Annotated in this window: 13 protein-coding genes; 10 read left to right on the top strand and 3 right to left on the bottom strand. The window is 46.4% G+C overall.

Annotated elements, in window-relative coordinates:
* Window positions 1-236: 236 nt before the first annotated feature.
* The 10 genes from WC496_00455 (at window position 237) to WC496_00410 (ending at window position 7,800) form a co-directional block, all read left to right on the top strand.
* Window positions 237-1,598 (top strand): PFL family protein, encoded by a 1,362-nt coding sequence (locus WC496_00455; GenBank protein ID MFA5291483.1) that lies wholly within the window; start codon window positions 237-239, stop codon window positions 1,596-1,598.
* Window positions 1,599-1,602: 4 nt separating this feature from the next.
* On the top strand, window positions 1,603-2,181 hold the full coding sequence (locus tag WC496_00450) for a hypothetical protein (GenBank protein ID MFA5291482.1): 579 nt from the start codon (window positions 1,603-1,605) through the stop codon (window positions 2,179-2,181).
* Window positions 2,182-2,248: 67 nt separating this feature from the next.
* Complete coding sequence (locus WC496_00445) at window positions 2,249-2,596, top strand: peptide chain release factor-like protein (protein MFA5291481.1); 348 nt, start codon at window positions 2,249-2,251, stop codon at window positions 2,594-2,596.
* A gap of 63 nt (window positions 2,597-2,659) precedes the next feature.
* Window positions 2,660-2,950 carry a hypothetical protein gene (locus WC496_00440; GenBank protein ID MFA5291480.1) on the top strand — a complete coding sequence of 97 codons (291 nt, stop codon included), beginning with the start codon at window positions 2,660-2,662 and terminating at the stop codon, window positions 2,948-2,950.
* Window positions 2,951-3,164: 214 nt separating this feature from the next.
* Window positions 3,165-4,604 carry a rhamnulokinase family protein gene (locus tag WC496_00435; protein ID MFA5291479.1) on the top strand — a complete coding sequence of 480 codons (1,440 nt, stop codon included), beginning with the start codon at window positions 3,165-3,167 and terminating at the stop codon, window positions 4,602-4,604.
* A gap of 211 nt (window positions 4,605-4,815) precedes the next feature.
* Window positions 4,816-5,322, top strand: coding sequence for a pantetheine-phosphate adenylyltransferase (gene coaD / locus WC496_00430; GenBank protein MFA5291478.1), 507 nt, complete (start codon window positions 4,816-4,818; stop codon window positions 5,320-5,322).
* Window positions 5,323-5,326: 4 nt separating this feature from the next.
* Window positions 5,327-5,686 (top strand): 6-carboxytetrahydropterin synthase, encoded by a 360-nt coding sequence (locus tag WC496_00425; protein MFA5291477.1) that lies wholly within the window; start codon window positions 5,327-5,329, stop codon window positions 5,684-5,686.
* Window positions 5,687-5,777: 91 nt separating this feature from the next.
* Entirely contained in the window at window positions 5,778-6,284 is a 507-nt protein-coding gene (locus WC496_00420) for a UvrB/UvrC motif-containing protein (protein ID MFA5291476.1), read from the top strand.
* On the top strand, window positions 6,281-7,330 hold the full coding sequence (locus WC496_00415; protein MFA5291475.1) for a protein arginine kinase: 1,050 nt from the start codon (window positions 6,281-6,283) through the stop codon (window positions 7,328-7,330). The genes WC496_00420 and WC496_00415 overlap by 4 nt, the downstream gene beginning before the upstream one ends.
* A gap of 266 nt (window positions 7,331-7,596) precedes the next feature.
* Window positions 7,597-7,800 carry a cold-shock protein gene (locus WC496_00410; GenBank protein ID MFA5291474.1) on the top strand — a complete coding sequence of 68 codons (204 nt, stop codon included), beginning with the start codon at window positions 7,597-7,599 and terminating at the stop codon, window positions 7,798-7,800.
* 240 nt (window positions 7,801-8,040) lie between these two features.
* On the opposite strand, the gene WC496_00405 is transcribed toward WC496_00410, so the two are convergent.
* The 3 genes from WC496_00405 to WC496_00395 form a co-directional block, all read right to left on the bottom strand.
* Window positions 8,041-10,689, bottom strand: coding sequence for a hypothetical protein (locus tag WC496_00405; protein ID MFA5291473.1), 2,649 nt, complete (start codon window positions 10,687-10,689; stop codon window positions 8,041-8,043).
* A gap of 174 nt (window positions 10,690-10,863) precedes the next feature.
* Window positions 10,864-11,934 carry a hypothetical protein gene (locus WC496_00400; protein ID MFA5291472.1) on the bottom strand — a complete coding sequence of 357 codons (1,071 nt, stop codon included), beginning with the start codon at window positions 11,932-11,934 and terminating at the stop codon, window positions 10,864-10,866.
* 139 nt (window positions 11,935-12,073) lie between these two features.
* Window positions 12,074-12,838, bottom strand: coding sequence for a prepilin-type N-terminal cleavage/methylation domain-containing protein (locus WC496_00395; protein ID MFA5291471.1), 765 nt, complete (start codon window positions 12,836-12,838; stop codon window positions 12,074-12,076).
* Window positions 12,839-12,849: the final 11 nt, after the last annotated feature.

Raw genomic sequence — 12,849 nt, 5'->3', positions numbered from 1 at the left:
CTATTTTAATTATTTGAACGCGATTAGGTGCGGGGTCAAGACTTACCCGCCTTTTATCCCATCGCTTGGTTTTTGCAAGGAAACTGTAGGAATCACTTTCTAATGCTCCCCGCTTCGGCGGCCATATCGTCAATTTCGATGGCAAACAAATCCACGCCCAAATTATTGTTGCCGGACTGGCGATTTTGGGTACATTAGTGCTTGGGTTTAGTTTTATTAACGTAAAGGAACGGATTATGCGAATATCAGTAGAAGAGGTCTTTGAAACGGTAAAGATGACTATCGAGCAGAATTTCGATATCAGAACCGTTACGCTCGGGGTCAATCTGAAAGACTGCGCCGACAGGAACCTGGCCGCGTTCAATAAAAGAATTTATAAGCGGATTTCAGAGATGGGCAAACGCCTGAACGAATGCGCCGATGTGCTTGAGGCTAAATACGGCATACCCATAACGAACAGGCGAATAAGTGTAACGCCTGTTTCGCTGCTTATCGAATCGCTGCCGCGGAAGATTTCGACCGCTGTATCTGTGGCTAAAACTTTGGACAGGGCGGCAAAGGCAGCCGATATTGATTTTATCGGCGGGTTCGGGGCGCTTGTTCAAAAATCAATGACGAAATCCGATGAGCTGCTGATTGATTCGTTGCCGCAGGCATTGTCGCAGACTGAAAGGTTGTGCGGCTTTTTAAATCTCGCGTCGAGTTCGGCAGGAATGAATATGACGGCGATTGAAAAGTTCGGCCATATTCTCAAGGCCCTTGCTGCAAAAAGCAAAAACGGAATCGGCTGTGCCAAGATTGCCGTCTTTGCCAATGTGCCGGAGGACAATCCTTTTATGGCCGGTGCTCATCATGGAGTTGGCGAAGGCGATTACTCGCTCAATATTGGAATATCGGGCCCCGGCGTTGTAAGGGAGGTTGTCGAGAACAATCCGAAATGTGATTTAACGATGCTTTCGGAGGTTATAAAGAGGACGGTTTTCAAGATAACACGGGCCGGCGAGCTTATCGGCAGGGAAATAGCGGATCTGATGAAGGTTGAGTTTGGGATAGTCGATATTTCGCTTGCCTCTACGCCCAAGCGAGGCGATTCGGTAGCGGAAATAATAGAAGCGATGGGTGTTTCGAGGATAGGCAGGCCCGGCTCGACTGCGGCTCTTGCGATGCTTATGGATGCTGTGAAAAAAGGCGGCGCGATGGCGTCTGGGAATGTCGGGGGCCTGTCGGGTACATTTATTCCGGTTAGTGAAGACGCCGGAATGATTCGCGCCGTGCGGACAGGTGCGCTCAATCTTGAAAAGCTCGAAGCGCTGACAAGCGTCTGTTCGGTCGGCCTGGATATGTTCGCGGTTCCGGGGAATACGCCGGCGGAGGTGTTGAGCGCGATAATCGCTGACGAGCTTGCAATCGGAGTTGCCAATAATAAAACCACCAGCGTGAGGGTTATACCCGTGCCGGGGAAAAAGGCGGGACAGATAGTACATTTCGGCGGATTACTGGGCTCGGCGCCGATTATGAAGGTGCCGAAAATCGCTTCGCCGGATTTTATTAAACGAAAAGGCAGAATACCGGCACAAATAAGAGCGCTAAGGAATTAATTTTATGTGGAATGTTTTCGAATATCCGTTTGTCGGAATCGCAGCGGCCGGTGTGGTGATGTTCGGACTGTGGCTGCTGTGGATACTGAAACCCGATAAAAGACGGCGATGGCATCCGCTGATACCTCTGGGGATTGTCGCTTTGGCTTTCGCAGTTTCGTATTTTGTTCAAACCGATAAAGAAAAAATTCTCAACGCAATAAACATCGGCATAAAGGCTTTCGAAGAACAAAAAATAGAGCCGATTAAAGAAATAATCGCCGATGATTACGCCGATACTGCCCATTCCTCAAAAGATACGATAATCGCATACTGCCAGGCGATGATTCAAACGGCAATGATTGAAAAACTAACGTTTCTGAGCCGGGGAACAGTTGTAGAAGATAATCACGCGACTTTTACAATGGAGGCATTGATTAAATTTTCCGAGGAAAGCGAAATTGCGAGGATGGGCAAGTCATTTCTGATTGTAAAGGCAAGATTCAGTTTTGAAAAAACGCCGGACAAGAGATGGCTCATAAACAGTTCCGAAATTCTCGAACTCGACAGGAAGCAGGTTAATTGGGGCGAACTTAAAGGTTAGTTTCTTGTTTAAATTTATCATTGCTGCGCAAACCCCGATGAGATAGCCGGCGCCAAAGGCAAGATATATGATTAATTTTGGAATTACAGAAAGAAAAAGGCAGGAGCTTGCGCAGCGAATGGCAAGCTGTAAGCTGTTCGAAAAGGATTTAGAGGAAACGTTCGTTCGCAGCGGCGGCAAAGGCGGCCAGAAAGTAAATAAAACTTCCACCTGCGTTCATTTAAAACATATTCCCAGCGGCCTGGCTGTCAAGGTGCAAAAGAGCCGAAGTCAGGGACTAAACCGTTATTACGCGAGAAAACAACTTTGTGAACTGCTCGAAAATAAATTACTTGGCAAAGAAAGCCCGCAGGCTAAAAAAATTGAAAAAATCCGGAAACAGAAAGACCGCCGAAGGCGGAGAGGGAAGAATTGAAGATTTAAAATTTAAAATTTCAGAGAATAGACGTTAGAAACGCAAATCGGAAAGGACGCGAAGATGAAAAAGATTCTAAAACAAGTATTGCTGATTGGGGCAGTATTGGCCGTGCTGGCACTGGCCGGCTGCGATGACGACAAAGGGCCGATGGAGTCGGCAGGCGAAAAGATAGATAAGGCCGCCGAGAAGACCGGCGAGGCTGTTGAAGTCGCCGCTGAAAAGACCGGAAGTGCCGTCAAAGGCGCCGCTAAAAAAACCGGCGAAGTAGTAGGCGGCGCCGTTGAGAAAACTGGCGAAGCTATTAAAGGCGATACCAAGAAAACCAGCGATGCCAATACGCCCAAGCCTTAACAGGAAAAACACAGGGCACAGTAAGCTGTACGCTGTAAACCTTAAAACGAACAATGCTCCCGCGTTTGGGGCGGGTATTGTTCGTTTTTGTTTGTTTTTGGCATTTACGCCGGTTTAAGCCCTATCCTTCGGGTAAGCTCAGGGTAAGTTTTGCTTGCAAAAAAGCTTTTCAGACGGTTTATTAAGGTATCTAAATTAAATCGGCAGGTAACAGATGAACAAAGTTTCCCGATATATAGCTGTTGACCTCGGCGCAGAAAGCGGCAGAGTAATGCTCGGAACAATCGGCGACGAGAAATTAGAACTGGCAGAAATTCATCGCTTCATCAATGGACCTGTTCAGCAGAATAATTCTCTGCGATGGGATTTTGAAAAATTATTTTCCCAAATCAAAGCCGGCATCGCCGAGGCGATAAAAACAAGTACCGAACCAATCGATGGTATCGCTGTTGACAGTTGGGGCGTAGATTTCGGGCTTATAGGCTCCGACGGCAAACTGCTCGAAAATCCATATCACTACCGCGACAGCAGAACAAACAATATGATGGAAAAGGCCTTTGAGCTTATGCCGAAGCGCGCGATTTATGAAAATTCCGGTATTCAGTTTATGCAGCTAAATACGATTTTTCAGTTGTTAGCGGCAAAATCGCTTAATCCTGAAATTCTGAAAAAAACCAAGAAGCTGATTTTTATGGCGGATTTGGTTTCTTATTATCTCTGCGGTAAATCTTTTGCTGAATACACGCTTGCGAGCACATCGGGGCTTTTGGATATGAAAACGGGAAAGTGGTCAAAAGAGATTTTTGAAAAACTTTCGCTGCCGATCGACATTATGCCGGAGATTGTAAGACCCGGTACAAAGGTTGGAAAATTAAAACCTGAAATCTGCAAAGAATTGAACTGCGAACCAATCGATATAATCGCGACAGGTTCTCACGATACGGCGTGCGCGGTTGCGGCAGTTCCGGCAGAGGGAAATAACTGGGCGTATCTTTCGAGCGGAACGTGGAGCCTGATTGGCATTGAAAGCAAAGGTGCAATAATAAACGATGACAGTTTCAGCGGCGCATTTACAAACGAAGGCGGAATTGAAAACACAATCAGATTTTTGAAAAACATTATGGGTCTGTGGCTTTTGCAGGAATGCAGAAGGCAATGGGAGAAAGAAGGCTGCAAACTCGATTACGCTGAAATTACAAAGATGGCAAAAGAAGCGAAGCCATTGGCGGCTGTTATCGACTGCAACAATTCGGAATTTCTTGCGCCCGGCGAAATGCCAACGAGGATAAACAATCATCTTAAAAAAACAGGTCAAAAACCAATCGAAGACAAAGGACAAATGGCACGAGTTATTCTCGAAAGCCTGTCAGCGAAATATCGCGACGAGATGGAGACGCTCGAAAAAATCACCGGCAAGAAAATAGATACGCTGCACATCGTGGGCGGCGGCTCGAAAAACGATTTGCTGAATCAACTGGCGGCTGACGCAACGGGCAAAACGGTGATTACAGGGCCGGTCGAGGGAACGGCAATCGGAAACATCCTGATACAGGCGATTGCCGCCGGAAAACTGAAAAACGCGGCCGAAGGCAGGAAATTGGCGGCAAAAAGCTGCGAACTGGGTAAATTTCTGCCAAGCGGCAAATCAGTCTGATATTTGACGCGGAAGGCATTTCTGTTATAATTGGGGAAACGCCGTAACAGCCCGCCTCAAGCGGCGGGTGCTAAACAATTTTGAAGACCGCTCATTTATATTCGCGGCTCGGTTGCGTTGTGAATGGTCGGAATGATGACGAACTCTGCCAAGGTATTGGCAGGGCTAACCACCCCGCCTCAAGCGGCGGGGACTAAACGAAAGGCGTAATATGGCAAAGAGATTTGTCAGAGCGGTATTTCCGGGTTCATTCGACCCGATAACCAACGGCCACCTGGACGTAATCCATCGCGGTATAAAACTGTTCGACGAACTGATTGTCGCGGTTGGAAACAGTCCGCTGAAAGACCCGTTTTTCACCCCTGCCGAGCGCGTAGAACTGATAAAGCCTCTCGTGGCAGGTATCGAAGGAGTGAGTGTTCAGAGCTACGACTGTCTTACAGTCGAATATGCGGCAAGCGTAGGCGCAACGGCAATGCTGCGCGGCCTGCGAAATCTTACCGATGTTCAATATGAATTTCAGCTTGCGATGACGAATCGTGCCGTGGCGGGCATCGAAACAGTGTTCGTTATGACCAGCGAGGAATTCGGTTTTACAAGTTCGGCGCTTATAAGACAAATAGCAAGACTGGGCGGCGATGTGTCGAACCTGATACCGCAGAGCGTTTATGAAAGACTGCAAAAAAGAGTCGCTGAAATAAACTCAGCACAGGGCTAAAAAAATGTATACGATATCCGTAACAGCAACATTCCGCGCGGGCCATCAGCTTAAGCTGTCGGAAGCGGTCGAGCCTTATCACATTCACGACTGGATAGCCGAGGCTGTCGTCGGCGGCGAAAGCCTCGACGAAAACGGAGTGCTGCTGGACTTCAATAAACTGAAAATGATTCTGGACGGAATCGTCAGTCCTTTTAACGACCGGGCACTGGAAGATTTCGCGTGCTTTAAAAATACTAATACTTCGGCCGAAAATGTCGCCAAATATATATTCAGCAGTATCAAAGAAGAAATTCCAAAGCACATAAGTCCTTTGTACGTCGAGGTTACCGAAACGAGCGGCTGCAAGGCGAGATATAGCTAAAAAGTACTTATTTAGTCGTTTTATTTTACTGCCGATGTATTATTGGGTGAATTTTTTAAGAGATTTTCGAGTATAATAGAACAGGTAAACCATGCAGTGCGATAATTGCAAAACTAAAACAGCAACGGTTCATCTGACCGAAATAATTGACGGTCAGCGAACTGAAAGTCATCTGTGTCAAAACTGCGCGCAGCAGGAGGGAGTAACCATAAAAAGCCAGCTTTCGCTGAATGAACTTTTAAGTTCTCTTCTTGCGGCACATCAGCAGACAGGCGAAAACGGCATCTCTGAAAAGCCCCAAATATCCTGCCCCGAATGCGGAATAACAATGGAGCAGTTCCGCAAACAGGCGCTGCTGGGTTGTCCGAATGATTACGAAGTTTTCGGAGACGACCTGCGCCAGATTATCGAAAAGACCCAGGATAATAATTTAACGCATAAAGGAAAAGTTCCTGCCCAAATACAAACCAGTACCAGCGCCAAGAGCGAAGAACAAAGCGAAACGGAAGAGCTTAAAAAGCAATTGAGCCTGGCAATAGAGAAGGAAGATTACGAGCTGGCCGCTAAAATCAGGGACCAGCTGAAGACACTGCAATGAGACTTACGGATTTAAGTACGAAAACGAGCCGATGGTTCGACCCCGGCGTACCATTATCGGACATTGTCATTTCCTCACGGATAAGGCTCGCGCGTAATATCGCCGGGCACAAGTTTACATGCCGATGCAGCGACGAGGAAAAGAGAAAGATTCTCCAAACCCTGAAAGAAACAATCCTTTCGCTCAGCGAGTTAGGCGATATCTTTTTCATCGATATAGAGCACGGCAGCAGTCTCGAAAGAGATTTACTCATAGAGCGGCAGCTTATCAGCAGGAACCTGGCTGCTGGAAAAGGGCCGCGAGGCGCCGTTATCGCCAAGAACGAACTTTTCGCGGCGCAGATAAACGAAGAAGACCATCTGAGACTGAGCGTTCTGGCGGCAGGACTCAATCTCGACAAATGCTGGCAGAGAATCAACGATATCGACAACGCCATCGGCGAAAAAATAACATACGCATTCAGTTCAAAATACGGTTTTCTGACGGCCTGTCCGACAAATCTCGGCACCGGGATAAGAGTCTCGGTGATGATGCATCTGCCTGCGATTAAAATGACCGAGCAGCTTAAAAAATTATTCGAATCGGCCAAGGATATGAATCTTACTGTTCGCGGCCTGTTCGGCGAAGGAACAGAAGCGGTCGGCGACTTCTTCCAGATTTCAAACCAGGTTACACTTGGCGTCAGCGAAGAAAAAATAGTCGAAGATTTTCAGAACCTGATAATTCCCAAGATTGTGGAATACGAACGAGTCGCCCGCGACAGATTAATGGTAAAAGACATTAATATTCTCGACGACAAAATAGCCCGAGCTTTGGCGGTATTAAAAAACGCCAGACTTATCAGTTCTCACGAAGCGATGTTCCTTCTGAGCAACCTGAGAATGGGAATAAATATGGGCAGAATCAAGGAAATCTCAATCGAGACCATAAACGAACTTTTTATGCTCACCCAGCCGGCTCATCTGCAGATAAACAAGGGACAAGCCCTCAATCCGGAGCAAAGAGACGTTTTGCGAGCTGAAACACTGCGGGCAAAATTGAATTAGCCGACAAAATCAGCGTTTTTACGCAAAAAAGCGTATTTCCCCCCTTTTTCGTCCGCGCAGAAAGACTAAAATGCGGCGGATGGCATTTATTTATTGCCTATTTGTCATTATTATGTTATACTTTGTATATAATAAGTAATGAAGAGTCTAAAGTATGGTAAAAAAGTTTCAGGGATATTGTTTCATCTCTCAATAGTACTTCCCTATAAATGTAACCAGAGAGATAGTTTGTTTATTTTTTTAAAACAGTATTAAGGAGTAATCACGTGAGTACAGGTAAAGTAAAATGGTTCAACGCAAGTAAAGGTTTTGGCTTTATTACCCCGGACGATGGCGGAGCAGATTTGTTCGTTCATCATTCTGAAATAAAGGTTCCGGGCTACACATCATTAGATGAAGGCCAAAGCGTAACATTCGAAGTAGGTCAGGGCAAAAAGGGTCCATGCGCGACCAATGTAGTCCCCGCATAATTGAGCGGTAAATGACTTAAAAACGTAAGGCTCCGCCGGAAATGGCGGGGCCTTTTTTTTAATAGCCACCAAGACACGAAAGCACAAAGTTTTTAAAATATTTTTTCTTAGTGTCTTAGTGCCTTTGTGGCTAATTACCTCGCATCGGGTACCCATCCTTCGTCCGCCAAGACGGACTACGGAGGGCAGGCGGCGAGCTAAATATAATCCTGCCGGCCAATATCCCCTATACCCTGATTTTTATCTGGCCTCAGGTACGGACTGAAAGGCGATTATCCTAACTTTGTCTGAAGACTTTTTGACGCCGCTGCGGTCGAGGATTACCATATATCTTTTCTGCGGGCCGTCAACGCCGATTCGCACTAATATATACGCGGTAAAGATATCGCTGCGAATAGTAACAAGGTCGCTTACGCGGGCGAAAATCAAATCGCGTTCCTCAAAATCATTGGCCGCTCCATCATTGAACGTAAGGTCGGGAAAACTATTCTGGTCTATAGGCGCGAAAGGGGACACCGGAACAATGTCCCGACCGTAATAATCAATTCTGAATTCCGGGACACCACCAACATTAACATTACAAAGCTGACCAATACTTCTGGTAAAACCGGGGATTCCTGTACGGCTGGTATAAGGCGGAGAATCTATCGCGGTCTTATCCCTGTAAGCAATTATCGCCTTGGCGAGAGCGGTGCCGTTGTAGCTGCCGCTTTTTCTTTTTGAAACCCACGGCAATTGCGCTATCGTATATGCCGAGGCGGTATTAATATTGATTCTGCCCTTTATTCTTGTTTCATTTACATCATTGGCCGGATTACGAGTGTGCGGGTCCATCACGGTCAGATACCTGAAAATCTGCTGATAATTGGGGTCCGCTAAATTCAGACGAACACCGATTTCCCTGCTCGTATTGACACTGTAACCAATCGCATCAGCTTTATCGGCGGCGGAGGCGCCAAGAGGATAATAAGCGGCTTTGCGAAAAACCATTCCTATGTCGCCGATATTCGTAAAGGCGCTATTGGCCGGATGGGCCTGAATATAATAATAGTCGTAAAGAGGGCTTGTATAGCCATTAGCACTGCCAAGTGTAGCTGAACCAGATACCTGCCATAAACGCCTCATACATTTGTGCATTGTAATATTTCTTCGATAATCATAAATGCCGCTGGCTGACGGGGGCCAGCCGGCCGGAACATTGTTAGAATCAACCACGAGGTTTTCACCATTGGCAGCTTTTCGTACCAATGCAATCGTATTACCGGCATTAAATATAGGAGTGGAAAGCGGATTGGGTATTGTCCGGACATTAGCATCGCTATAACTCACAGCGAATGGGGCGTTGGAATTTTCCCATTTTATGACATAAAAATGTTTTGTCCCTAACCAGTTAACATCATAAGCTATGCCATTGACCAAAAGCTGCCATCCATTCGGGGACTGGTCAATAAAATCAGGCTTATAAAGCTCAATCGCGTAAGATTTATAGGTTTCGGGTATATTCAAATCTGTTACCTGCCTGTACGCCAATTCCGAAATGTAAGCACAGGGCCGTTCGAAGCCGTAATAGTATTTGCCGTTGTCTGGATTGTGAAAAACGTTAACATCCGAATCGGTATCGCGATAATCAATTATGTTAACCGCAATTTGGGCGGCTATATTGGCGTCCAAAGCAGGATTAGTGCTGCGAATCGCCTTACGCATTATGCGGTACAATTTCTTCGGGTCGGATACGGTATTAACATTGAGCATTTTGTCGCCGTTGGGGTCGATAATGCGGTCAACACTGTATGCGGTCAGCAAATGCCTGCGGTCGCCGCTTGCGTACGCGGGAAAGTTCGGGTCGGCAATCCTATTCTGCCAGTCGATGAGCCCCCAGTCGCTGGACGCATCGTAAAGGCTGCCGGGATTTCCGTATGTTTTTATTGTGTTCGGCATATTGGCTTCGAAACGGCTGATGAATTTGCTGTCTATGCAATAGCGGTATTTCAATTCGAGTTCATCGGAGATATCAAAGGGCAGATAGCCGGTGTCTGATATACTGTTATAATCCCAGATAATATCTTTCTCATAATCGGCCCAATTGTTCGGCTCGGTGCCGCAGCGGGCCTGGTGCAGTTTGGTGATTGTATCGGCGTCCTTCAAAAGGCCTTTAAGGTTTATCTGCATCTGGCTTTTGCCGTTGATTCCGGCCAGCGCGCCGGTTGGGTCGAATGTGTGGGCGGTATTGACATTAACCATTCCGCCATTGTCAATTATGCGAACGGCAGCGTAAATGCGTTGGCCTTTTGATGAGCGTAAATCCGCCAGTTCAATCCATTTCGAATCGGCTATGCCGTCACCATCAGCATCAGCCAGTTGTTCTTTAAGGGTTCCGTCTGTATTAAGACTTATATCAGGATAATCCTTTATTACATCCTGATTGAATGGCCCTGAACCGTGCACGGGATCCACTCCAATATCATTGACTTCAAAACCACTTATTTTCAAAAAGCTGGTTACATCGCTGATTTGCCGCCATCTGTATACCTTGTATGTTCCGTCTATTTTTTCCAAATAAGGCTCAATACTTGCCAGCCAGGCGTCATTGGCATCGGGATAATCCCAGTAATCATAATATCGCGGATAAGCGGCCTGCGAGAGGCCGGCTTTTTTCGCCACGCCGGGAGTGTCGAGGACAAGTTCTTTGTCGATGATTTCAACAAGAGATTTAACGGCGGATTCGAGCATCATATTGTCGGCGATATTGCTGGTTGCGGCCCTGTCCATTCGCGCCATCGAAACGAACATCACGGCAACTATCGCGAGCATCACAGTCAGAACCATCGTCATTATAAGAGCCGAGCCGGACCTGACTGGTTTAATTTGTATCTTTTTCTTTTCTTTCATATTTCTTTCCTCATCTAAAGAGGCGGTTACCTTACAAAATTCGAAATCCTAATATCGAAATCCGAAACAAATCCGAATCACCAAAACTTAAAATGACCCAAACAATTTGTTTTGAACATTTGTATTTCGTATTTTAATATTGTTTCGAATTTAGAGTTTCGTGCTTCATATTTTTTACTGTCCAATATAAACAATATGCTCAAATCTTCTGCCGCCTTTTAAAATGCCCTTGGAATCATATAAAGTAAAAGTAAACTTCAGCGCCCGTCCGAGGCCGGGAATAAAACCAAAGTTCTCTTCGTTCAGCAGGTCTGTATAATAATTGCCGTCAAATGTCGGCCCCCCAAGAAGTACCACTCCGTTCGGCGGATACGGATACAATACTCCGGGAACCGAACAGGGGTCAATGTCACTGCCATTTATAAAGAAATCGGAATCCGACAAATTACCGTTTCCATCGGGGTCAACTTCGGGCACCCATCGTTTCTGCGGAGCGTACCAGCCCTGCACCTTGAACTGGCCGACGCCCTGACACAAAATCATATGAATGGAATTCGGGTCGGTCGTGTCAATAGCCGTCCCCCTAACCGCATCAGCGACAGTCGAACCGCCAACAGTAACGTCTGTAATAACAGTGAGCATATCGTCCTTTGTGTTCCAGGGCATGTTCTTCCACTGCTCCATAGTTATCTTGTCGTACTCAAGCTTATTATGCCAGTCGGCCCACTGCTGGTTAGTGGTAAATGCGGCAGGGTCAATATTCGGCAATGTGGTATCGGCGGTAAATATATGCTGAGTCCGGGCGAGTATTCGCTTTTCAGGAGACTGCACGGCAGCCTGCGCATTATCCCTTTTGGCAAGCATATAGCTAATCCTCGCAAGGTCGCCGTGAATTACCGGAGTACTATAAGATTGAAAATCGCCATTGGCGAAAAACATTACGCGATCGAATCTCTCATGGGTGCCCTGTTCAGCGGCCCAGATGACGAAAATTTCTCCATCCTTTCGCAGGCCTGCAAAATCGGAGTTAAGCTGGTCGGTGATAGCCCGAAAATTCCGCATGATTTCGGCCGTTGCCATCGCGGTACGCTGGGCCTCGATGGAATAATGAAAAACCATCGTCGAGGCGGCGAGCACGGCCACAAGCAGGCCAATCGCGACAAGTAATTCAGTTATAGTAAACCCCCTAACCAATTTTTTATTGGCAAGAAAGTTTGGTATTTGTTTGTAAATCTGTTTTCGCATATTTTTCTCTATCCCCCCACAATACAAATTGGTGTTGGGGTAAATGCTTTTTTCATTTTTTTTAGCCACTAAGGCACCAAGACACTAAGTTTTTTATTATTATTTATTTTTACTTTGTGCCTTTGTGTCTTCGTGGCTCCTAAAATCTTATTATTCTTTGAAAGACTCCGACATCCGCATTTTTCCCGCCGGTATTCGGCGGCGGTACAACCCAGATTTGCCTCGGGATATCAGTATCACTATCCCAGTCTCTATCCAGTACCACTACAGTAGAAGGACTAACTTTTCTTTCTATAACGCGGTACAGCCTGCCAGAAGCGTTATCGAGTATTGTCGTAGGCGGATTGACATACCTGACGTTACCATAAGCAATGTTCAACTCATTTGAGGCCGGCTGGCTCAAATCGGAAATCCCGGCAGCCCTCGGTATTTTTCCGCCATCTCCGCCATTAAGATACGTATGATTAGGCGAGGTTTTTCTGGCGACAAAAACCGTAATCAGATACCGCGTATCGCTCCCATCGTTATTACATTTTTTGCACAACGCAGACCAGTAATATTGGCTGTTGTCCGTCGAACAGGGGTCAACAGGCGGATAGGAAAATTCATTGGGGTCGATTGCTATCAGAGATACTTCTTCATACCACATACATTCTTTGTCTCTGGGAGACATCCAATTACCTGAGTTAAGGTCGAGACCGTAAAGCCGGATTTTGGCAAAGGCCTCGTCCGCGACAATCGCGGCCATAGTCCTTTCCGAGGCGACAGAGGTAAGATAAATCCCAACTGGAAACATCGTGGCAACAAGCATAAGGCCGACAGAGAGTATGCCGACGGCCATTAAGACCTCGGTAAGAGAGAAACCGTTATTTTTAGCCACAGAGTTCATAATTTTTTTAGCCACAGAGTTCACAG

It is taken from the genome of Phycisphaerae bacterium, assembly GCA_041652575.1.
Classification (GTDB): Bacteria; Planctomycetota; Phycisphaerae; order Sedimentisphaerales; family UBA12454; genus UBA12454.
Note: the sequence above shows the minus strand (reverse complement) of the source record. Positions and strands in the feature narration are given on the sequence as shown.

Coding starts and splice junctions, on each gene's coding strand:
- WC496_00455 (MFA5291483.1), top strand. CDS start 237: ATGCGAATATCAGTAGAAGAGGTCTTTGAAACGGTAAAGATGACTATC.
- WC496_00450 (MFA5291482.1), top strand. CDS start 1,603: ATGTGGAATGTTTTCGAATATCCGTTTGTCGGAATCGCAGCGGCCGGT.
- WC496_00445 (MFA5291481.1), top strand. CDS start 2,249: ATGATTAATTTTGGAATTACAGAAAGAAAAAGGCAGGAGCTTGCGCAG.
- WC496_00440 (MFA5291480.1), top strand. CDS start 2,660: ATGAAAAAGATTCTAAAACAAGTATTGCTGATTGGGGCAGTATTGGCC.
- WC496_00435 (MFA5291479.1), top strand. CDS start 3,165: ATGAACAAAGTTTCCCGATATATAGCTGTTGACCTCGGCGCAGAAAGC.
- coaD (MFA5291478.1), top strand. CDS start 4,816: ATGGCAAAGAGATTTGTCAGAGCGGTATTTCCGGGTTCATTCGACCCG.
- WC496_00425 (MFA5291477.1), top strand. CDS start 5,327: ATGTATACGATATCCGTAACAGCAACATTCCGCGCGGGCCATCAGCTT.
- WC496_00420 (MFA5291476.1), top strand. CDS start 5,778: ATGCAGTGCGATAATTGCAAAACTAAAACAGCAACGGTTCATCTGACC.
- WC496_00415 (MFA5291475.1), top strand. CDS start 6,281: ATGAGACTTACGGATTTAAGTACGAAAACGAGCCGATGGTTCGACCCC.
- WC496_00405 (MFA5291473.1), bottom strand. CDS start 10,689: ATGAAAGAAAAGAAAAAGATACAAATTAAACCAGTCAGGTCCGGCTCG.
- WC496_00400 (MFA5291472.1), bottom strand. CDS start 11,934: ATGCGAAAACAGATTTACAAACAAATACCAAACTTTCTTGCCAATAAA.